Here is a 20,965-nt window from a genome sequence, read left to right as displayed (position 1 = left end):
TAGTAATATAGTGGAAAATAGTGAAATGGATATATGAAAGCCTGTTCCAATAGTCCCTAAAAATAAAAAGGAAGACAGCAGAAATAGAAGTTGAAAGAGTAAAGTTGATTTTAATTGCGGAGGGTTCAAGGAAGTAGATAGCTAAAATTATAACCAAAACAGTAAGGGACCTACAGGCGATGATTTGTAGGTTCCTTACTGTTACCTGCTGAAAAATTAATTGGAGTTTTTTCTTCCGTAAGGCGTTCTATGCCAGTTCACTATGATAAATAGGAGAGCTATAATACATAAAGTGAAACTTAGGTATAAATAGGATAGATCTAAATCGTTTGTATATAAACTATAGATTAGTTGAAGAAACCAATAAAATGGGTTAAACATAGCGATTATACGTACAATATCTGATTCTAAAAATAGACCTAATCCAGGAATCGATATAAGAAAAACAAATGTAATTGGCTTCAAGATGGCGAGAGCTTGTGTCTCGGTTGACGCGTAAAAGGCCATTGATAAACCAAGTACTGTGCCAAGCAAAATGCCGATAATTATGATGAACAATATCGGTACTATGTTAAAAGGAACGTTTAATATAAAGCTACATACAACAAAGTCAACTAAAGTAATGATAGAAGCGACCGTTAGTTTAGCTAAAACAGGTATAGCAGGATGAGCAGGTTGAACATGCTGTAAGTCTATTGTTTTATTTTTTCTCTCTTCCACTAGGCTAAATAACAAAATCATTCCAAAGAACAAAAATGATCCGTAAAGGTTAAAAGCATACACTTTATTAAACAATGTAGGACTAAGCTTTCCAGCTTCAATTGGTTTACCATCTAGTATTGCTGCTGCTTTTTTTACAGACTCAGGAGATTCTCTGCCATCAGTGATTAGTTTACCATTCATAAAGCCTATTTTAGTGTCTAAGTCCCTTACCTTAGTTTTCATGTCCTCATAAGAACTTACTTCATAGACCATAATTTCAGCTGGTATAGTTACAGGTTGTTTTGTATCTTTCAGTACTACAATCTTTGGCATATCTGAATATGTCTCTGTTATGCCAGAAGCACCAAAGGCAGTAAATATAGGAAAAGCGATGATAAGCCAGATTAATATATTGCGACGTGCGAGTAGTAAATCTTTTAGCATAAAAGTAAAAAAAGTATTCTTCATAACCTGAACCCTCTCTCAAACATTAACTTTTTAAAGATAAAAATACTGGCTACATAAAATATAATTGAAAATAAAAACAATCCAGTATATGAACTAGGCGCAGGACCTTCAGTTAGATATAGATAGTAATAGGTCTTAATAAAGGGTTCAAATGGATTGAATGGAATAGAATCAATATTCCATAGCGGCAAAATAGCTCTAATCATAACTGCAAAGATAAAACCTGTAACAATACTACCTACTAGCATGACAATACTTTGTTTTTTTACAATCATAGCTAACAGAACACCACTGCTAATCATTACTAGAGAAAGAATGAGGGTCAAAAATAAAAACTGTATAACAAACTCTATTTCGTTTATTCTTGGGATCACAGCCAGAAATGAAGCTATTAAAATAATAAGCAAAAGTAGTACATGTTTACTAAAGAAGTACTGGGTAATACTTCTGCTAGTTCTCATAACTTGTATCATATTTGTATCAATATCCTCGGATATTTGCATTGCAGCCATCCAGAACAAAAGATCAATTAAAATAACAACATTAAAAATGGTTAGCCATGGCATCCACTGTTCGACCCATTGAATATGTTGAAAACCAAAAGACAGAACGTTAATTCCTAAAGCCATACAAAAGATATATCCGAAAATTAAAGCTACTATATTATTTCTAATTAGCTTAATAAATTCAATTTTAATCATCATGCTTCTCCTTTTAGTCCTCGACCTACTACTTTAATGAAAATCTCTTCAAGGCTAGCTTCTTGAGAATGAATGCTGTCAAAACTCTTACTATTTATAATGTCAGTTAGCATAGTTAAATCATCTTGTTTGGAGAAAGTTTTCTTTTGTCCGTTGTGTTCAACTGTAACTACTTGTTTACCAAATCGCTTTTTATAATTTTCTGGTGTATCTAATTCAATAATCTTGCCTTTATTGAAAAAAGCAATTCGATCACATAGTTTTTCAGCTTCATTCATATCATGCGTTGTTAGAAACATGGTAGTGCCGTTTTTATTCAAGTTTAAAATAATTTCTCGTACATAAGCTGCTATTTCTGGGTCCATACCTGATGTAGGTTCATCCATGAATAGAACTTCTGGCTTTGTAACTAAAGCTCTTGCTAAAACCAGCCTTGTTTTCATACCTTTAGAATAGTCCCCAGCTTTTTTATCTTTGGATTTAAACAAGTCCATTTTCTTTAACATATCAAGAACTTCTTCTTTAGGTGTTCCATAGATTTTAGCGTGCAACATTAAGTTTTCGTATCCAGTTAATGTAGGGTACAGTACATCATTTTCAAAAGCAATTCCTATCTTCTTATAAAAAGAATATTTTACTTTAGACATATCTTGACCCAAGATAAATACTTTACCGGGTGGAGGAGAAATAAGCCTTGTTAATAGCTTAATGGTAGTGGATTTACCTGCACCACTTGGGCCTAAAAATCCAAATATTTCACCTTTTTTCACTTCAAAAGATAAATTGTTTACAGCATGACTTTTTTTGTCATAAGAATATGTTAGTTCATTTACTTCGATTGCTTTTTGCATAAAATATTTCTCCCTTTTCTTATTTTTGAAACAAATTTAACTTTTTGTTTCATTTTTTATAAATCTTATAATGATTTTGAAACAAAATCAATGATTTGTTATAATATTTTTGAGGTGAAATAAAATAATGGATGGTTTTAAAATTAGAACGGATAAAAAGAGAGAGTTAATTATTGAATCAGCTCTTGAATTGTTTAAAGTGCTATCTCCTAGAAAAGTTTCTATTCGCGATATTGCATCAAAAGCAAAGGTTTCAGTAGTTACAATCTACAATTACTTTGGAAGCAAAGAAGGATTAATGACTGAAATTGTGAGGTTTGTGCTGTTTCAACAGCTGCAACTTGCTCAAGAGATTACTAAATCTAAAGTAAAAATGGATGAAAAAATAGCTAAGCTAATCTTTACAAAAACAGAACTTCTTACTCAATTTCATCCAGAGTTTATCGAATTAATGATGAATGATCCAGCAATGAAAAAGATGATAGAAGAAGAATTTATTTCAAAGACTTATGAATTAATAATAGAGTTTATTAATGACGGTAAGCGTGAAGGTATATTTTCAAAAGAGATTCCAAATGAAATGATTATGAAAGTAATCGAACTTTACAGACAAGATATGGCTTCTAAAAGTAGCATTTTATTTAGCGGAAAAAATGTCAACGATCATGAAACCATTTTGAGGATTCTCTTATATGGTATATCAGGGTATAAAGAATAAGGTCGAAAGTCTAAATTACATTTTAATTAATATAATTAGTAAAATTAGATTTATCTTTATAATAGTTTGAGTATCTAAAAAGATTTTAAGAATGTCTTAAAGTCTTTTTTTATTTTTAACAAATCATTAAACTTGTATGATAATCCTATAAATGGTATATTTCTTTAGGCTGAGGACATTACTTATATACTGTTATGTACTTATAAAAAGATAGTAAGAGGGAGGAATTTACTATGAGTAACCAGCAGGCTGCACAGGCTCCGAATGTAAAAGCTTTGCCGATTATAGCTTCGTTTCTGATCGCTGGGTTCATCGGATTATTCAGTGAAACGGCTTTAAATATGGCTCTGCGTGACTTAATTATTGGCTTTGGTATTCATGAGACAACGGCACAGTGGCTTACAACAGGATACTTATTAACGCTTGGTATTTTAGTACCAATTTCAGGTTTCATTCTTCAATGGTTTACAACGAGACAGCTATTTATTGCGTCACTCATTTTTTCCATTATTGGCACGTTTATTGCAGCAATCGCACCAACATTTAGCGTGTTAATGATTGCTCGCGTGGTGCAGGCCATTGGAACAGCACTTCTTTTACCCCTAATGTTTAATACGATTTTGGTCATTATTCCGCCTCATAAGCGTGGAAGAGCGATGGGGATTATCGGTCTTGTAATTATGTTTGCACCAGCGGTTGGTCCAACAGTATCAGGGTTGATTTTAAAAACACTTACTTGGCACTGGATCTTCTGGATTTCACTGCCATTACTGCTTGTGGCATTAGTGTTTGGAGCATTTTTTATGCAAAACGTTACAACACCAACAAAGCCAAAAATTGATATTCTGTCCATTATTCTTTCAACCATTGGCTTTGGTGGGATTGTGTACGGCTTTAGCAGCGCTGGAGAAGGCGGGGGCTGGGGAAGTACCGAAGTAATTATCGCGCTTGTTGTTGGAATTTTAGGATTGGTAGTCTTTTCAATTCGTCAAGTAAAGATGAAAGAGCCAATGCTTGATTTAACAGCATTTAAGTACCCAATGTTTGTTGTTGGTCTTCTCTTAATTTTAGTTTCGATGATGGTTATTTTGTCATCCATGATGATTTTACCATTATACTTGCAAACATCACTAGCTCTATCAACATTTGCAGCCGGATTGATGCTTCTTCCAGGAGGAATTGTGAACGGACTTCTTTCACCTGTAATGGGTGGGCTATTCGACCGTTTTGGCCCTAAGTGGTTAGTTATTCCTGGTCTTATCATTGTAGTAGCGACAATGTTTGGCTTTTCAACGATTTCACTTGAAACGTCAACATCGCTTATTGTTGCTTTGCATATTGCTCTTATGATTGGCGTTTCCATGATTATGATGCCGGCTCAAACAAATGGTTTAAACGAGCTGCCACCAGAGCTTTACCCACACGGTACAGCAATTATGAATACGCTGCAGCAAGTAGCCGGTGCAGTAGGAACAGCGGTTGCAATTTCAATTTTATCGTCAGGTTCCAGAAGCTTTATGGAATCTGTATCAGACCCAACCGATCCATTAAATGTAGTGCTTGCGTTTACCAAGGGTGTTCAAAATGCCTTTATCTTTGGTGCAATCGTGGCTGTTGTTGGTTTGATTATTTCGTTCTTTATTAAGCGAATTATTGTAGATAACCAAGAGCAAGCACATTAAGATAACGAAAAGAGTGGTTCTAGATTGAACTGCTCTTTTTTTATTTTTATAAAAGTAAAAAAATGATTAAAATTCAAGTATATATAAAGAGGAAGTTGCGTGTACAAAAAGACAATGAGTATGGAGTTGGAAAGTTTGAGCAGGTGTACAATCAACTAGGCTTAAAAGATTTAAAATCAGGAGAATTTAAGGAGTAAAGCGGAAAGGAAGCTAGGTTTAATGACCTAGCTTCCTTTATTTATGAAAAGAAAATGAAATTTTATACACTGTTGACACTATTTAGAAAGCGAGTTATAATCCTTGTTATTGAAAATAGTAATCATTCCTATTTTCTTGTGAGTATAAAAATGATATAGAGGTAGATGTGATGAAGCAAGAGGTAGAGTTTATTAAATTAAGTCCTACACAAAACATGACAATCTTAGTTAAGAGTCATCATTTCAACGGAGACTATCAACAAATAGCTTTAAAGATGATGGCGTACGATCATGTGTATGCAGAGCAAGTAGGTTTTATTAAAGAACCCAAAGATGGAAATGCAGATGGGCACCTTCAAATGGCTGGAAATGAATTTTGCGGAAACGCTTGTATGTCTTTAGCTGCATTTATTGCCCATCAAAGAGACATTGAGGAAAATGGGATATCACATTTATCGATTGAAGCTTCAGGAGCTGAGGAGCTGATTGCCTGTCAGGTGCGAAAAGTAGAAGATGACTATAAATGTCGCATTGCGATGCCGCTACCTAAACGAATTGAACCCAGAGTTATAGAGTACGAGAATACATATGTTCATGCTTACTCAGTTGAGTACGAGGATTTTCTACACATTGTGCTTGAAGTAGACGAAGTTGATGAAGAGATGAAAACAGCAGCAGAAGTACTTGCACGCTCCCTAGAAGAAAGTTTCCCTGAAACAACGCTAATTGGGGTGTTACTATACGAAAAAGTCAGATCTTACTTAGCCCCACTCATCTATATTCCTAAGCTAAACAGCATGGTATGGGAAAGGGGATGCGGATCTGGAACAGCTTCAATAGGTGCGTATCTTGCATTTTTATCAAAACAAAAGATTAGTGCAGATATTAAGCAGCCTGGCGGTGGTATTCGTGTATTTGGAAAGTATGAAAATGGATTTGTGAGCCATGTGCAAATTGAAGGCACAGTTCGCATTGTTGCTCAAGGAAAGGCATTTGTTACTGTATAAAACGTAAGATTGGAGATGATTGTGTGGAAGAACTATTAAAGTTTAAACATAAGCTACTGGACTTTTCAGGTAAGTTTAATTATTGGGCTTCACAATACGACAGTACCGCTCAGCATTGTGAAGAGCTAGAGAAATTAATTAACGAATATACAGCATTTATTATTGATGAATCTAACAGAGAGAAGTGGTTCTTACTTCAGGTAGAAGACATCAATGAGGAACTACTTACAGAACTACAGCAGATTTCGGCTCGTTGCGTAGCGATTATGGAAAAGTATCGCGCTCTTCAATTGCTTGGTGGACAATCAAACATTACTGATTATTTCAAAAATATCGAGTCTTGTATTGAAGAAGAGTTTGGTAATTTCCAAGTGAAACCCACTTCTAAAGTTCTATTAGTTGGCTCTGGAGCTTTTCCGATGACGCCACTATTGATTGCAAAAAAAACAGGAGCAGAGGTTATTGGTATTGATATTGACGACGAAGCCATCGAGCTAGGTGGAGAAGTATTACGCATACTAGGTGACGGACTGAATGTGCGAGTTCAAAATAGTCAACTGGACCAGTTAGAGTGCTTAAAAGATATTACCCACGTTATTTTCAGCTCTACTGTGAAGGAAAAATACGACTTATTAGATCAGCTATATAATCTAACGAGAGATGAAATAACGATTGCTATGAGATATGGTAACGACTTAAAATCACTGTTTAACTATCCACTTAAAGAAGTCAATAGCGAAAAGTGGATGCTCGTTGAACAGGTGTTGCGTCCGAATCAAGTTTTTGATATCGCGCTTTATCAAAAACAAAGAAAGGGTGAAGCAGTTGAAGTCGTTTAAGAATGTTTTGGTGTTGGGAACTGGACCAACCGCTTTACAGCTAGGATTAAACTTTAAGAAAGCTTTAAGCAGTAGAGTTGGTATTGCAGGAAGGACTTCTGTGCGTTCAGAAAAATTTTTTGCTTCCTTAGCTGAACACGGTCATCTCGTTCAGGTAGCTGTTCAAAATCGAAAGCATGAAAAGATGCAGGGGCAATTTATAGTTGATGATATATTTTTTCAGTATGAAGAAGTGGTTGGAGAATGGGATACGCTTATTTTAGCCGTCACAACTGATGCATATCTAGACGTATTAACCTCGCTTCATAAAAATACGTTAAAAGATGTGAAGGCCGTTATATTAATATCACCGACTCTTGGCTCAAATTACTTAGTACATCACTATATGAAACAGTTTAACCCTCAGGTTGAGGTCATTAGTTTTTCTACATACTTTGGAGATACACGTTGGTTAAGCTCTTATCCTTCAAATCAAGTGTTAACAACGGCTGTAAAAAAGAAGATTTACTTAGGCTCTACGAACTCTTCGTCTGAAGCGGTTGAAAAGCTTGTTAATCTGTACAAACAGTTAAATTTAACAATTGAAGTAATGAAAACACCGATTGAAGCAGAGACGAGAAACATTTCTCTATACGTGCATCCTCCTTTGTTTATGAATGAATTTTCACTCAGCTATATTTTTAAAGAGGAAAAGCATCTGAAATACGTATATAAAATGTATCCAGAAGGGCCGATTACGCCTTCATTAATTAAGAATATGCTCAATCAATGGAAAGAAATTATGAGCATTATTTCAAGGCTTAACGTTAAACAATTGAATTTACTGAAATTTATGACGGAAGATAATTATCCTGTACGAAGAGAAAGTTTGTCTTTACACGATATCGAAAAGTTCAGTGAGTTAGAGAGTATTCACCAGGAATATTTGCTGTATGTACGATATGCATCTTTACTCGTCGATCCATTCTCAGAGCCCGACCAACATGGGCGCTACTTCGACTTTTCAGCAGTTCCGCTTCAAACCGTATTTGTGAATAAAGAACAAAAGTTTGATATTCCACGAATGCCTAAAGAGGATTATTATCGGCTGAAAATGATTCAAGCAATCGCTAGATACGTAGAGTGTGATTGTCCAACTATTGATCAGTTTTTAACAGCGTATAAAGAGAAAGTAAGGGCATTCTCAGAAGCTTATGAAGATGTAAAGCTTTCAGCCGCATTTTCAAATTTAGCATTTGAAGATGATATAAGCATGATTTATCAAGCTCTTGATAAACAAATAGTAAAACAATAGAAAAATGGAGGAACAAACGTGAAAAAAAGAAAATCATTTACACTAGCAGTGCTTACATGTGCAGCTTTACTTGCTACAAGTGCATGCAGTGACAACGAAAAAGCTAGTACAAGTGCAACAAATAAAAATGAAATTACCTATGCAACATCCAAGGATATTAACGATATGAATCCACACCTTTATCCAGGTGCAATGTCAGCACAAGGAATGGTGTATGAATCACTTGTAGAAAATACGGAAGAAGGAATTAAACCGCTTCTTGCAGAATCTTGGGAGGTTTCAAAAGACGGTAAAACCTACACATTCAAGCTTAGAGAGGGTGTAAAGTTCCATGATGGAGCACCGTTTAATGCAGAAGCAGTTAAGAAAAATATTGATGCGGTGCAGCAAAATGCAGAAACACACTCATGGATTAAGCTATCTACTAAAATCGTAAGCTGTAACGTGGTAGATGACTATACGATTGAACTTGTTTTATCAGAGCCATATTATCCGACATTAGTTGAATTATCTATGACGCGACCTTATGTTTTTATCTCACCGAATGATTTTAAAAATGATGGAACAAAAGATGGTGTAGATGGTTATCATGGAACGGGTCCATATGTTCTAAAAAAGCATAAGGTGGACAACTACGCAACATTTGAAAGAAACGAAAGTTACTGGAATGGAAAGCCAGAAGTTAAGACAATTACTGCTAAAGTCCTTCCCCAAGGAGACACGACGTTTTTAGCATTGCAAAAAGGTGAAGTGAACTTTGTCTTTACGGATGACCGGGGTGCAGACAGCATTGATGTAAAAGCAATGCAACAGCTTGTTGATTCAGGTGATTATCAGCTCGTTAGAAGTCAACAAATGAATACAAAAATGGTTGTAGCCAACAGCAGTAAATCAACTAGTCCAGTAAGTGAAACAGCAGTTCGTGAAGCAATTTGGTATGCGATTGACCGTAAAACAATTAGCGAAACCATTTTTGAGGGTACAGAAACTCCAGCCAATACTTTGTTTTCTAAAAATGTTAATTATGCAGATGTAGATCTTAAGAAGCGTGGCTACGATGTGAAAAAAGCTAAAGCACTTTTAAGTGAAGCAGGCTGGAAAGAAGATAAACAAACCGGTATTCGCACAAAAGATAACCAGCTGCTTTCAATGACGCTTTATTATGACAGCAACTCTGCGTCTCAAAAAACGCAGGCTGAGTTTATTCAAAATGCACTTAAAGAAATTGGAGTAGAAATTAAGTTGACGGGAGAAGAGTCAACGTCAATAGCAAACCGAAGAGCAGCAGGAGACTATGACTTACTATTTAACCAAACGTGGGGATTAGCTTATGACCCTCAAAGTACTATTGCTGCGTTTACTTCAGATGCCTCTTATTTGCATACAACAAAGGGAATTGCTCACGCCGATGAGCTATACAAAAAAATTGAACAAGTAATGACGTCAACTACTGAAGATGAGCGGAAGAAGCTATATGCTGATATTTTAACGATTGTGCATGATGAAGCGGTGTTTATTCCAATTACAAACGGAAACGTAACCGTAGTAGCTCCAGAAAATTTAAAAGGAATTTCGTTTAAACAAACTCAGTATGAACTACCGTTTGAACAGATGAAGTTTGAAAAGTAAAAAGGGGAGATTTCCCCCTTTTTTAGTGGTTGAAAATAAAGAAAGGAAGATAAAGCATGGGTGTATATGTTGTAAAAAGGCTGCTGTTAATGATTCCGCTGCTGTTTATTATTTCGTTTCTAACATTTGTACTAATCAATTTATCTCCCGAAGATCCTGCTAAATTAGTTTTGCAAGCGCAAGATGTTCCAGTGATTACTGATGAGCTTATCGCTCAAACAAGGCAAGAGCTAGGGCTTAATAATCCTTTTATCGTTCAATACTTAAACTGGCTCGCTTCGTGTCTTCAATTGGATTTCGGAAATTCTTATGTTAAGGATGAAACTGTTTGGGTGCTCTTAGGGCCGGCTTTTTTTAATACGTTAAAATTAACGCTCGTTTCATCAGTAGTCATTATTAGTTCTTCCATCATTTTGGGCATTGTCTGTGCATTAACAGAAGGCAGATTACTGGATCGTTTTATTAGAGGGACATTCTTTTTCTTATCAGCACTTCCAGCATATCTAATCGGCATAGTAATGGTTTGGTATTTTTCCGTTACGCTTGATTTGCTTCCAACAAGCGGACTTGAATCGTACAAAAGTTATATTTTGCCTGTTTCGGTAATTGCCTTTACTCATATCGGACTATACTTTCGCACTGTGCGTAGCGCTATGCTCGCAAACCTAAACGAAGATTATGTTTTGTACGCTAGAGCTTCGGGGTTATCTGAGAAAAAAATCATAGCCGCTGTCTTAAAAAATTCTCTTCAAGTATCCATCTCGATTTTTTGTATGTCCATTCCGCTTATCTTAGGTGGGACGGTTGTTATTGAAAATGTGTTTGCATGGCCAGGGCTAGGTAGTTTAAGCATCAAGTCCATTTTAAGCAGGGACTTTCCTGTTATTCAAGCATACGTACTTATTATCGCGGTGGCTTTTGTTGTGTTTAATACAATCTCAGACATTGTTAACACAGCGTTAAACCCGAAGCTAAGGATTGGTGAATAGGATGCAACTATTAAAAGGCTTGGCAAAAGATAAGCTCGGACTCGCTTCATTTGTGATTATCGTCCTAACGTTGATTGTGGGGGTTTTTGCACCGGTCGTTGCGCCAAATGATCCCGTTAAAGTGAATATGGCTTTACGATATGCTGCCCCTTCACTTGAATATTGGCTAGGTAATGATCACTTAGGGAGGTGCGTATTATCCAGGCTTATTTACGGTATTCGTCCTAGTATTATCTATGTATTAATCGCGCTATCATTATCAGTTGTACTCGGGGGACTACTAGGATTCATTGCGGGATATTTTAAAGGTGTTATCGACTCTATTATTATGCGAGTCTGTGATGCTATGCTTTCTTTTCCTGTGTACGTCATTACACTTGCTGTTGTAGGTATTCTCGGGGTTGGCTTAGAAAATATTTTAATTGCGTTTATTTTAATGAAGTGGGCTTGGTTTGCACGCGTAATCCGAGTTTCCGTGATGCAGTATAGTGATTTGGAATATGTAAAATTTGCGCGAGCGTCCGGATTCAATCATTTCACCATTATTTATCGTCATATGCTTCCCGTCACCTTTGCCGATATTGCGGTCATATCAAGTAGTTCAATTAGCTCTACCATTTTACAAATTTCAGGTCTTTCGTTTCTTGGATTAGGCATTCAAGCGCCAAATCCAGAATGGGGTATGATGCTGAATGAAGCTAGAGATGTTATTTTTACAAAACCAGAACTGTTACTGCCTCCGAGTCTAGCAATTATTACAGTGGTTCTAGCTTTTAACTTCTTAGCAGATGCGCTTCAAGTTGCGTTAAACCCGAAGCTTGCGAACTCAAAAGCTAGAATGCAAAAGGAAGCGCACATCGTAACATCACCGTTACATGAAAAGGAGGTTGCGAAATAACACCATGAGTCTATTAATAGTAGAAACGCTGCAAGTAATTGATAATCAGACAAATACGTCCATCATTCATAATAGTTCATTTCAAGTCGATAAAGGCGAATGCTTAGCCTTAGTCGGAGAGAGCGGTAGTGGCAAGTCAATGACATGTAAGTCGATCATGCGTTTGCATAAGAAAGGAATTAGCCAATCTGGTCGCGTGTTATTAAAGGGAGAAGATTTATTTCAGCTTTCTGAAAAACAAATGAGAAGTAAAAGAGGGAAAGAGCTTTGCATGGTCATGCAAAATGGCATGAGTGCTTTCAATCCTTCTAATCCTGTTGGAATGCATTTGATGGCTACCCTCAAGCAGCATACGGATTGGAGCTACCAGCACCTGGAGAGTAAGCTTATCGATGGAATGAAGCGTGTGCGTCTACAAAGTCCAATGGATGTCATGAACAAATATCCACATGAACTTTCAGGAGGAATGCTTCAGCGATTGATGATTGTCCTAGCGTTACTGCTAGAACCAGATGTCTTAATTGCTGACGAGCCAACGACCGCATTAGATACTATTTCTCAGTTTGATGTAATCGAGCAGTTAATCAATTTACGAGAAAATATTGGGTCAGCCATGATTTTTATTTCACATGATCTAGGAATTGTAAAGAAATTGGCAGATCAGGTACTTGTAATGAAGGATGGGGAAATCGTAGAAAGAGGGGCAACACAAAATGTTTTTTTACAGCCTCAACATCCATATACGGAATATCTTATCTCAACAAAGCGTACGCTTAGTGAACATTTTCAGAAAATGGTAGGGGGGGCTGTCGATGCTTAACGTATGCGAAGTTGAAAAATCATATACATCTGGAGGGCTCTTGTCCAAAGAGAAAAAGCAAATCATTAAAAAAGTTAGTTTTAAATGCGTGGCAGGAGAGTGCCTAGGTATTATTGGTGAGAGCGGTAGCGGTAAGTCAACGCTAGGACGTTTAATTCTTGGCATTGAACGCCCGGATAAAGGAGAGGTTTTACTCGATGGTATAAGTACCAGGAACGTACAAGCACGCGTGGGGAAAATGAGCGCTGTGTTTCAAAATTATACGTCTTCCTTGAATCCTTTTTTTACGGTTAAAAAAGCCATTCAGGAGGCTCTTCAAATCGTAAAAGTACCCAAAAAAAATCAAGAAAAAGAAATAGAAAAATTACTACATCAAGTAGGGCTTCCTGCGTTTTATAAACATAAGTATCCACACGAATTGTCAGGTGGAGAAGCACAAAGAGTTTGTATTGCAAGAGCCATTGCAACAAAACCCAAATACCTCTTACTCGATGAAGCCGTCAGCTCATTAGACATATCTGTTCAGCTTCAAATTTTAATCTTATTAAGGGAATTAAGAAGCGCTTATGACATGAGCTATATCTTTATTACGCATGATTTGCAGGCTGCAACGTACCTTTGCGACCGGATTATGATTTTTAAAGAAGGACAAGTCGAAGAGGTAGTGTCAGTGAGCAATTTAAAAAACGTGAAGTCATCATATGCTAAGGCGTTGTTGAACAAAACCATTAGCTTATAGGAGGGGAAAACAGTGAAAGGAGCACTATCTTGGCCCTTTTTACGTTTATACGCATTAGTGCTTCTCTATTTTAGTGCTAATGCCATACTAAACGTGGTTATTCCGTTAAAAGGAGACAGCTTAGGAGCAACAAATACAACAATTGGTATCATCATGGGTGCTTACTTGTTTACGACAATGTTTTTTAGACCATGGGCAGGCTATATTATTCACAAATTTGGTCCTGTTAAAGTGCTACGCGTTATTTTGCTGATTAATGCCGCAGCGCTAATTTTATATACCTTTACAGGTTTAGGCGGTTATTTTACCGCTCGTATCCTTCAAGGCGTTTGTACGGCTTTCTTCTCCATGTCACTGCAAATCGCCATTATCGATGCACTTCCTGAAGAAAATCGTTCACAAGGGATTTCTCTTTACTCTTTATGCTCGTATATTCCCGGGATTATTGGGCCTCTGTTAGCTATTGGTATTTGGCAGGCAGATAATGCGAGCTATTTTACGATTTTGATGGTTGCTCTTGCGATTTTGACAGGAATAGTAGGGTATGGTTCCACAATGAATACGCATAACGAAGTGAAAAAATCACCTCCTCCTCTTGGAATGAAAGAGTCGTTCAGTCAGCTTTTTAAAAATCCTTACTTATTTAAATGTAGCGTAATCATGCTCGTATCCTCTATGGTGTTTGGAGCAGTTACAACCTTCATTCCTCTTTATGCAGAGCAGTTGGAAAATAGTCACGCCGGCATGTATTTAATGATTCAAGCAGCTACTGTTGTTGCAGCGCGCTTCACGCTAATGAAAAAAATCCCTTCAGACGGCAAGTGGCACTCTCTCTATATGGCAGGTACACTATTAATGCTGGCACTAGCAGCTCAGTCAATTAGCTTTGCTGTTGTTGGAGGAGCTTTTTTCTTTTATGCTGCAGCCATTTTAATGGGAATAGCTCAAGCAATTATTTATCCTACATTAACGACATATTTAAGTTTTGTATTGCCAGCTACTAATCGTAACGTTCTTCTTGGATTATTCATCGCTACAGCAGATTTAGGCGTTTCATTGGGCAGTGTAGTTATGGGACCGGTTGCAGATGCTTTATCCTATTCGGTCATGTACGCGGTTTGTGCAGGTTTAGGTGCTTTGATGATTCTCTTTTCTTATGACAAGCGTAAACAATTTGTTAATTGAATATGCTTATTCCGTAGAGTGTGATATGTTATACATACTGATTTGGTAGGTTTTTACCATCTTTCTCAGCAAAGGTGTATAAAATGACGAATCTTTTCAATACTGTTACAGATATGTAAAATTGATCGAATTACTTTCTTTTTAGAAGTAGTTTCGATACAATGCCCTCAAGATGTTTTCTAAACGAAAGCAATTTTTTGAAAAGACGAAAGGAGCTCTATTAACCATGAAGAAATTGAAATACCCTTTCATCGTTGGACTACTTTCCGTAGCGCTTGCAGCATGTGGATCAAATGATGCTAGCGACAGTGCGGATAAAAAAGAAGATTCGAAAACAGCTCAAACGGAAGAACAGCAGCAACAAACAAAAGAACAAGAAAAGCAAATGAAAGAAATGCAGGAGAAATTAGAAAAGCAGCAGGTAGATGAAAAGAAAACTGTAGCGCTTGTAAATGACGAAAAGATTTTAGGGTCTGAATACAATCAAGTGCTTCAAACATCTCAAATGCAAATGCAGCAAATGGGACAAGACCCAACAACAAAAGATGCTGCTAAGCAGGTTAAAGATCAAACAATCGATAGCTTAGTGGGACAAACGCTGCTCATTCAAGATGCAACGGAAAAAGGTTATAAAGCATCAGAAGAAGAAATTAATAAGCAAATTGAAGATGCTAAAAAGCAGTATGATTCAGAAAAAGAATTTAACAATGTATTAAAGCAAGCAGGTCTCAATATGGATCAATTAAAAGAGCAGCTTGGTGAAAGTATTCAGTATAATAAGTATGTAGAAAAAGAAATTAAAGCTGATGAAGTAACGGATGAAGAAGTGAAAGAGTACTACGACCAATATGCGAAGCAAGCAGAAAGTGCAGGATCAGATCAACAGCAGCAGCTGCCAAAATATGAAGAAGTAAAAGATCAAATTAAAGGTCAACTTGAACAACAGAAGAAACAAGAAAAAGTAGGCGAGCAAGTTGAAAAGCTGAAAAAAGAAGCGAAAGTTGATGTGAAAATCTAACTTTTACTTAATCAAAAACGACCCGTATACATACGGGTCGTTTTTGATTAATTGGAAAAAGAGGTAAAAAACACGTTATAATAAAAAGAACCTTAAAATAGGAGTAGATAAAATCGATGAGAAAACAGGTTCTTGCATTCATAGGATTAATAAGCTTTATTATGGTTTTAATAGGATGCTCAAGTCAACAAAGCGAAGATAACAAAGGGTACGTAATCCAAGGTCGCATCATGGAAGTGAAAGAGAATGAAATTTTAGTTGCGAACGTCATTCCTAGGGACGTAGCGCTTAATTATACGACAAGCGAAGTATTAGGTGATGATACCATTCAACCGATTTACTTAAAGGTGCCGGATTCATCCGTTACCTACAAAAAAGGTCAACTGGTCAAAGCGTGGTTAAAGAAAGGTGAAAGTGTCAAGTACACAGTTCCAGCAAAAGGGAATGCCGAAGAAATCCAAGTGATTAAAGAAGGTAATTAACAACCAGGCAAAGTGGAAAGTATGTAATCCACTTTGCCTGGTTGTTTTCTGAGAGCAGAAAACGGGAATGAAGGTGCCAAAAAGTGGATTGACATGAAAAGAAATCATCACTATAATAGTTTTAGTTCATATAATTTGTATACAAATTATTTTTGTGGAAAACAATATGATATTTGTTTAAAGGAAAGGAAGGAATGAAATGAGTAAGTCAAAGCTATGGACGAAGGATTTTGTAGCCGTCTCGATGACGAGCTTTTTTATTTTTGTTGTTTTTTATATGATGACGGTTACGCTTCCTTTATATGCTACAGACATTTTACAAGCAGATAAAGGAAGTTTAGGACTTATTGTTACAGTGTTTTTAATTTCAGCCATTATTTTTCGCCCGCTCTCCGGTAAATGGATGATTACCTTTGGTCAGAAAAGAATTTTAGTCATTGGAGCGGTGCTTTTTTTAATTGGTTCAGTTTTATATAGTCAAGTCAATTCACTTTCAAGTTTGCTGCTGCTTCGCGTACTGCACGGAGTTGGATTTGGAATGGCAACAACAGCTACTGGGGGGATTGTAGCAAACGTTATTCCTGATGATCGTCGTGGAGAAGGAATGGGGTACTTTGCTACATTTATGAACCTCGCGATGGTAATCGGACCGTTTATGGGATTAACACTAGTCGAAGCAGCTGGACATTCAGCTGTTTTTACAGTAGCAATTGTAGCCTCAGTGTTGGGGTTACTGTGTAGCTTGGTGCTAAAAGTTCCAACGCTAAAAGTGGTGAAAAGCTCTACAGAGGTGAAGGTTTCTCTCCTAGCAAGCCTATTTGAATTCAAAGCACTTCCCATTGCATTAGCTGGATTTGTACTTTCATTTGCGTACGCAAGCATTATTTCGTTTGTGTCTGTCTTTGCTAAAGAGATGAACTTTACAAGCGTAGCAAGCTATTTCTTTGTGGTGTACGCAGTTTGTTTATTATTATCTCGTCCTTTTACAGGAAAATGGTTTGACCGCTACGGTGAGAACTTCGTTGTGTATCCAGCAATTCTACTGTTTACAATCGGCGTGTTCCTTATCAGCCAAGCGTCTTCAGGAACGACTTTCTTACTTGCTGGTGGTTTAATTGGAATTGGGTTTGGAACGTTAACATCAAGCTTACAGTCTATTGCCATAAAGGTATCTCCACCGCATCGTCGTGGAGTTGCCACAGCGACGTTCTTTGTTTTGTTTGATTCAGGACTGGGAGTTGGCTCCTCTGTCTTAGCAATTGTCTCTGGTTCAATTGGTTATCAAGGAATGTATATTGTATGTGCTGTGATTGGTATAGTGGCACTTGTAGCTTATTACGCACTACATGGCCGCTATTCAAAAGTTGCCTCTAGGGTAGCGTTGGAAAAACAAGTAGTAAATAAATAAAAAATAGTGAAAAAGCTTAGAAAAGCACGGTGAAGAAATTGTTCGCTGTGCTTTTCTTTCGTTTGTTTACCTTTATAAAATTATATATAGCACATTGACGCGTAATAAATAGTGTTCAAACTATTTACTTTGAGATAAAGTGATTTACAAATATAAAGATAACTTTTATAATGAAATTAACTTACAAAAAGTAACTAAATGAAATGTAAAGCATCCAAATTGGAAGGATGACATTAATTAGTTTAAAATAAGAATGTAATGTGATTGTCAGGAGGAACGAATATGTTAAATGAAAAAGTGATAGATGCACTAAAAGATAAAGTAAACGTGATTAATAATCAAGATCATTATATATACGTTGTAGGTCCAATTCGTTTACCAGTTAATTTAGAAGGAGAAACAAAAATCTTTCAATGGTATTCTTGGTTACGTTCCGATGATGTGGAACAAGGAGAACTTAGCTTAGAAGAACTGGTTGAACAGATGAATTCTGCTAACTTGGCCGATTTACAGCAGTCTAGCGTACTTGTATATGGAGACTTTAAAGAAGCGGACCAGGCATTAATTCGCATGCACAGTATTTGTCATACAGGTGATATTTTCGGCAGCAAGCGCTGTGACTGTGGATTCCAGCTGAAACAATCCATGAAGATGATTACGGAAAACGGAGCTGGTGCCTTATTTTATTTAGCAAATCATGAAGGAAGAGGGATTGGCTTATTTAGTAAAGCAATGGCTTACGTGCTTCAAGAAAACGGATTTGATACGGTTGAAGCGAACGAAGAGTTAGGTTTTGCTGATGATACTCGTCAGTATAAAGAAGCAATCAGCGTGCTAAAGCAGATTCGTAGAAAGCCGGTTATTTTAATTACAAATAACCCGAAAAAGCTTATAGCATTAGAAGAAAACGGTGCTTCGTTATCAGGACGCATTCCACTTTGGGGAGACGTATCAGAGTTTAATGAAAAATACCTTCAAACAAAAGTGCAGCGCTCGGGTCATTTAGGTGAGGAGGTACTGGTTTGAGTAGTCATGAATTTTACATGAACATTGCAATACAAAATGCAAAAGCTACAAAAGGGCAAACGGACCCAAATCCACTTGTTGGATGTGTGATTGTAAACGATAATCGTATTGTGGGAATTGGTACGCATTTAAAAGCAGGGGGTCCTCACGCTGAAATTCATGCGCTAAATATGGCTGGTGAGTTAGCCAAGGGAAGCACGGCATACGTTACGTTAGAACCGTGTTCGCATCATGGTCGCACCGGTCCTTGTGCAGAAGCGCTTGTTCGAGCAGAAGTTTCAAAAGTCGTCATTGCTACGCTTGACCCAAATCCACTTGTGGCAGGACGAGGAGTAAGTATCTTAAAGAATGCAGGCATTGAAGTTGAAGTAGGAATATGTGAAGAAGCATCCCGTCAAATGAACGAGGTGTTTAATCACTTCATTACGATAAAAAAACCATTTGTTATTTTAAAATCTGCCATTACCCTAGATGGAAAGATCGCAACGGCGTCTTCTCACAGTAAATGGATTACGTCAGAAGACGCTAGAAGAGATGTTCATCAGCTTCGTCACGAAACAGGTTCAATTCTTGTGGGTGTTCAAACAGTGATTGAAGATAACCCTTCCCTCACAACACGCCTTGAAGGCGGCCGCAATCCAGTTCGTATTGTGTTGGATTCAAAACTAAGAACACCAATCGAAGCAAAAGTCGTAACGGATAAAGAAGCACCAACTTGGATTTTTACAACGAGTAACCATGATGGTGAAAAAAGAAAACAGCTTGAAGAACAAGGAGTAAAAGTTTTTGTTACAAGCGGTGAAAAACATGTGAACTTATCTGAAATGCTTGAAATAGTGGGTGAACATTCGGTTTCTTCCCTTTTAATCGAAGGAGGAGGACAGGTGAATGCATCGTTTATTGAACAAAAGCTAATCAATAAACTTGAACTTTACATTGCGCCTAAAATTGTAGGTGGTAAAGAAGCCCCAACTTTTGTAGAAGGCAAAGGCATTGAGAAAATGTCAGATGCACTAGAGTTTACAAACGTTACGGTAATCCAATTAGGGAAAGATTATAAATTTAGTGCGTATCCAATTTATGAATAAAAAGTAACTTCTAAAAAACTGCATTCAATCTGTTAGGTGTATTCTAACAGATCGAGATGCAGTTTTTTTCTATACTCTATTTAATAAAAATTAGGATTAAATTTTTCGGAATTTTAGAAACTAATTTTGTTTTTTACCGTTTTTTTAACATAAGGACCTAGAACCGGTTTAAAAAGCGGATTTTGAGTCTTTACATAAAGGAATTTGTTTAAGGGAAAGAGAAACAAATACTATTGGTTGAAAATCTATATAAGGGTGAGGAATGAGATGAGAGAGTATAGAATTGGGCGTGTCATGAGAGAGCTTCGAAAAATGGCGGAGCTAACGCAACAAGAGTTAGCAAGAGATATTTGTACCCAAGCACAGATTAGCAAAATTGAAAATGGTGAAGAATATCCTTCTAGCATTACGCTGTATAAGCTATCAAAGCGACTAGGCGTAGATGTAAACTATTTTTTTGATACAGTTGAGTCTCCCCGACTAGACTATGTGGATGCAGTTAAATCACTTATTCGTCAATATATTCGTCAAAGGGACTATGAGGCGATTGATCATATTATAAAGAAGGAAAAAGAAAGTCCACTGTTTCAAACAACGCTAAATAAGCAGTTTTTAACATGGCATGAAGGGATTTGTACGTATTACTTGCATAAGCAAAAAGAGAAAGCATTTAGCCTTTTATATGAAGCAATTGACTATACCAAGCAGTCGAAGACGTTTTACAAAGAAAAAGAAATAGAGATCTTAAATAGCGTAGCTATCATTTATCATGAAGAAAAAGAATATGAAAATGCAGAAGAATTATATAGACAAGCGTTAAAACATATAACGGCACTACCACAAATTCGTCAAGAAATGCTAAAGGTTCGTATTTTATACGGACTATCAAAAACATTAGCTGATATGAAACAATACGAAGAGTCGACTACCTACAGCAGCAGAGGGATTGATCTTTGTATAAGCAATGAGTCTATGTATTTATTTGGTGAACTTCACTACCAAACTGGTGAAAATTTAATTAAGCTTGGGAGAGTTAAGCAGGGAAAAGAATACTTAGAGAAATCCGTTCATATCTTCCAGTTACAAAGGAATGAAAAGTTCACAGAGTTAGTGAAAAGTGAAATCAATGAACTTTTTGTATAAAAATAAAAATATTCCTATTATTATAATTATCGAGAAAATAAAGCGAATTAGAAGAATAAGGCCGCTTAAACAGGTATATTC

General features: G+C 36.7%; 21 protein-coding genes. 18 read left to right on the top strand and 3 right to left on the bottom strand.

Annotated features, from left to right (window positions below):
* Window positions 1-216: 216 nt before the first annotated feature.
* From V2145_RS11460 to V2145_RS11450, 3 genes are read right to left on the bottom strand one after another with little or no spacing between them, the layout of a single operon-like run.
* On the bottom strand, window positions 217-1,170 hold the full coding sequence (locus V2145_RS11460; RefSeq protein ID WP_330987725.1) for an ABC transporter permease: 954 nt from the start codon (window positions 1,168-1,170) through the stop codon (window positions 217-219).
* Window positions 1,167-1,871, bottom strand: a complete 705-nt coding sequence (locus V2145_RS11455) for a hypothetical protein (RefSeq protein WP_131886908.1) — start codon at window positions 1,869-1,871, stop codon at window positions 1,167-1,169. The genes V2145_RS11460 and V2145_RS11455 overlap by 4 nt, the downstream gene beginning before the upstream one ends.
* Window positions 1,871-2,722, bottom strand: a complete 852-nt coding sequence (locus V2145_RS11450) for an ABC transporter ATP-binding protein (RefSeq protein ID WP_131886907.1) — start codon at window positions 2,720-2,722, stop codon at window positions 1,871-1,873. The genes V2145_RS11455 and V2145_RS11450 overlap by 1 nt, the downstream gene beginning before the upstream one ends.
* 127 nt (window positions 2,723-2,849) lie before the next feature.
* Between V2145_RS11450 and V2145_RS11445 the strand changes: the two genes are divergently transcribed.
* The 18 genes from V2145_RS11445 to V2145_RS11360 all read left to right on the top strand — a co-directional run bounded on the left by V2145_RS11445 (window position 2,850) and on the right by V2145_RS11360 (window position 20,884).
* On the top strand, window positions 2,850-3,440 hold the full coding sequence (locus V2145_RS11445; protein ID WP_131886906.1) for a TetR/AcrR family transcriptional regulator: 591 nt from the start codon (window positions 2,850-2,852) through the stop codon (window positions 3,438-3,440).
* A gap of 233 nt (window positions 3,441-3,673) precedes the next feature.
* The gene (locus tag V2145_RS11440) at window positions 3,674-5,122 is read left to right on the top strand and encodes a DHA2 family efflux MFS transporter permease subunit (protein ID WP_330987724.1); all 1,449 of its coding nucleotides are present in this window, start codon (window positions 3,674-3,676) and stop codon (window positions 5,120-5,122) included.
* Between the two features lie 62 nt (window positions 5,123-5,184).
* Window positions 5,185-5,319 carry a hypothetical protein gene (locus V2145_RS11435; protein WP_330987723.1) on the top strand — a complete coding sequence of 45 codons (135 nt, stop codon included), beginning with the start codon at window positions 5,185-5,187 and terminating at the stop codon, window positions 5,317-5,319.
* Between the two features lie 170 nt (window positions 5,320-5,489).
* Entirely contained in the window at window positions 5,490-6,326 is an 837-nt protein-coding gene (locus tag V2145_RS11430; protein WP_330987722.1) for a diaminopimelate epimerase, read from the top strand.
* A 23-nt stretch (window positions 6,327-6,349) separates the two neighbouring features.
* On the top strand, window positions 6,350-7,165 hold the full coding sequence (locus tag V2145_RS11425) for an SAM-dependent methyltransferase (RefSeq protein WP_330987721.1): 816 nt from the start codon (window positions 6,350-6,352) through the stop codon (window positions 7,163-7,165).
* On the top strand, window positions 7,152-8,459 hold the full coding sequence (locus V2145_RS11420) for an opine metallophore biosynthesis dehydrogenase (protein WP_330987720.1): 1,308 nt from the start codon (window positions 7,152-7,154) through the stop codon (window positions 8,457-8,459). The genes V2145_RS11425 and V2145_RS11420 overlap by 14 nt, the downstream gene beginning before the upstream one ends.
* A gap of 18 nt (window positions 8,460-8,477) precedes the next feature.
* On the top strand, window positions 8,478-10,088 hold the full coding sequence (cntA, locus tag V2145_RS11415) for a staphylopine-dependent metal ABC transporter substrate-binding lipoprotein (protein ID WP_330987719.1): 1,611 nt from the start codon (window positions 8,478-8,480) through the stop codon (window positions 10,086-10,088).
* A gap of 56 nt (window positions 10,089-10,144) precedes the next feature.
* Window positions 10,145-11,077 (top strand): nickel/cobalt ABC transporter permease, encoded by a 933-nt coding sequence (opp1B, locus tag V2145_RS11410; RefSeq protein ID WP_094909712.1) that lies wholly within the window; start codon window positions 10,145-10,147, stop codon window positions 11,075-11,077.
* A gap of 1 nt (window position 11,078) precedes the next feature.
* A complete protein-coding gene (cntC, locus tag V2145_RS11405; RefSeq protein WP_330987718.1) occupies window positions 11,079-11,975 on the top strand; it encodes a staphylopine uptake ABC transporter permease subunit CntC in 897 nt (298 codons plus the stop codon).
* Window positions 11,976-11,979: 4 nt separating this feature from the next.
* Window positions 11,980-12,795, top strand: a complete 816-nt coding sequence (cntD, locus tag V2145_RS11400; RefSeq protein ID WP_330987717.1) for a staphylopine uptake ABC transporter ATP-binding protein CntD — start codon at window positions 11,980-11,982, stop codon at window positions 12,793-12,795.
* Window positions 12,788-13,534: an ABC transporter ATP-binding protein gene (locus V2145_RS11395; protein WP_094909715.1), complete on the top strand. Its 747-nt coding sequence runs from the start codon at window positions 12,788-12,790 to the stop codon at window positions 13,532-13,534. Before cntD ends, V2145_RS11395 begins: the two co-directional genes overlap by 8 nt.
* A gap of 12 nt (window positions 13,535-13,546) precedes the next feature.
* Window positions 13,547-14,719 (top strand): staphylopine family metallophore export MFS transporter CntE, encoded by a 1,173-nt coding sequence (gene cntE, locus V2145_RS11390; protein ID WP_094909716.1) that lies wholly within the window; start codon window positions 13,547-13,549, stop codon window positions 14,717-14,719.
* A gap of 226 nt (window positions 14,720-14,945) precedes the next feature.
* Window positions 14,946-15,737, top strand: a complete 792-nt coding sequence (locus V2145_RS11385; protein WP_094909717.1) for a SurA N-terminal domain-containing protein — start codon at window positions 14,946-14,948, stop codon at window positions 15,735-15,737.
* A gap of 116 nt (window positions 15,738-15,853) precedes the next feature.
* Window positions 15,854-16,219, top strand: a complete 366-nt coding sequence (locus tag V2145_RS11380) for a DUF3221 domain-containing protein (protein ID WP_094909718.1) — start codon at window positions 15,854-15,856, stop codon at window positions 16,217-16,219.
* Window positions 16,220-16,418: 199 nt separating this feature from the next.
* The gene (locus V2145_RS11375; RefSeq protein WP_094909719.1) at window positions 16,419-17,627 is read left to right on the top strand and encodes an MFS transporter; all 1,209 of its coding nucleotides are present in this window, start codon (window positions 16,419-16,421) and stop codon (window positions 17,625-17,627) included.
* A 282-nt stretch (window positions 17,628-17,909) separates the two neighbouring features.
* Window positions 17,910-18,653 carry a GTP cyclohydrolase II gene (locus V2145_RS11370; protein ID WP_094909720.1) on the top strand — a complete coding sequence of 248 codons (744 nt, stop codon included), beginning with the start codon at window positions 17,910-17,912 and terminating at the stop codon, window positions 18,651-18,653.
* On the top strand, window positions 18,650-19,741 hold the full coding sequence (gene ribD / locus V2145_RS11365; RefSeq protein ID WP_094909721.1) for a bifunctional diaminohydroxyphosphoribosylaminopyrimidine deaminase/5-amino-6-(5-phosphoribosylamino)uracil reductase RibD: 1,092 nt from the start codon (window positions 18,650-18,652) through the stop codon (window positions 19,739-19,741). Before V2145_RS11370 ends, ribD begins: the two co-directional genes overlap by 4 nt.
* 267 nt (window positions 19,742-20,008) lie before the next feature.
* Entirely contained in the window at window positions 20,009-20,884 is an 876-nt protein-coding gene (locus tag V2145_RS11360) for a helix-turn-helix domain-containing protein (protein WP_330987716.1), read from the top strand.
* The last annotated feature ends 81 nt before the right edge of the window (window positions 20,885-20,965 follow it).

It is taken from the genome of Priestia sp. GS2 (genome assembly GCF_036409025.1).
Taxonomy (GTDB): Bacteria; Bacillota; Bacilli; order Bacillales; family Bacillaceae_H; genus Priestia; species Priestia aryabhattai_A.
Note: the sequence above shows the minus strand (reverse complement) of the source record. Positions and strands in the feature narration are given on the sequence as shown.

Excerpts from the sequence above, each read along its gene's own strand:
- V2145_RS11460 (WP_330987725.1), bottom strand. The coding sequence starts at position 1,170 with ATGAAGAATACTTTTTTTACTTTTATGCTAAAAGATTTACTACTCGCA.
- V2145_RS11455 (WP_131886908.1), bottom strand. The coding sequence starts at position 1,871 with ATGATTAAAATTGAATTTATTAAGCTAATTAGAAATAATATAGTAGCT.
- V2145_RS11450 (WP_131886907.1), bottom strand. The coding sequence starts at position 2,722 with ATGCAAAAAGCAATCGAAGTAAATGAACTAACATATTCTTATGACAAA.
- V2145_RS11445 (WP_131886906.1), top strand. The coding sequence starts at position 2,850 with ATGGATGGTTTTAAAATTAGAACGGATAAAAAGAGAGAGTTAATTATT.
- V2145_RS11440 (WP_330987724.1), top strand. The coding sequence starts at position 3,674 with ATGAGTAACCAGCAGGCTGCACAGGCTCCGAATGTAAAAGCTTTGCCG.
- V2145_RS11435 (WP_330987723.1), top strand. The coding sequence starts at position 5,185 with ATGATTAAAATTCAAGTATATATAAAGAGGAAGTTGCGTGTACAAAAA.
- V2145_RS11430 (WP_330987722.1), top strand. The coding sequence starts at position 5,490 with ATGAAGCAAGAGGTAGAGTTTATTAAATTAAGTCCTACACAAAACATG.
- opp1B (WP_094909712.1), top strand. The coding sequence starts at position 10,145 with ATGGGTGTATATGTTGTAAAAAGGCTGCTGTTAATGATTCCGCTGCTG.
- cntC (WP_330987718.1), top strand. The coding sequence starts at position 11,079 with ATGCAACTATTAAAAGGCTTGGCAAAAGATAAGCTCGGACTCGCTTCA.
- cntD (WP_330987717.1), top strand. The coding sequence starts at position 11,980 with ATGAGTCTATTAATAGTAGAAACGCTGCAAGTAATTGATAATCAGACA.
- V2145_RS11395 (WP_094909715.1), top strand. The coding sequence starts at position 12,788 with ATGCTTAACGTATGCGAAGTTGAAAAATCATATACATCTGGAGGGCTC.
- V2145_RS11385 (WP_094909717.1), top strand. The coding sequence starts at position 14,946 with ATGAAGAAATTGAAATACCCTTTCATCGTTGGACTACTTTCCGTAGCG.
- V2145_RS11380 (WP_094909718.1), top strand. The coding sequence starts at position 15,854 with ATGAGAAAACAGGTTCTTGCATTCATAGGATTAATAAGCTTTATTATG.
- V2145_RS11375 (WP_094909719.1), top strand. The coding sequence starts at position 16,419 with ATGAGTAAGTCAAAGCTATGGACGAAGGATTTTGTAGCCGTCTCGATG.
- V2145_RS11370 (WP_094909720.1), top strand. The coding sequence starts at position 17,910 with ATGTTAAATGAAAAAGTGATAGATGCACTAAAAGATAAAGTAAACGTG.
- V2145_RS11360 (WP_330987716.1), top strand. The coding sequence starts at position 20,009 with ATGAGAGAGTATAGAATTGGGCGTGTCATGAGAGAGCTTCGAAAAATG.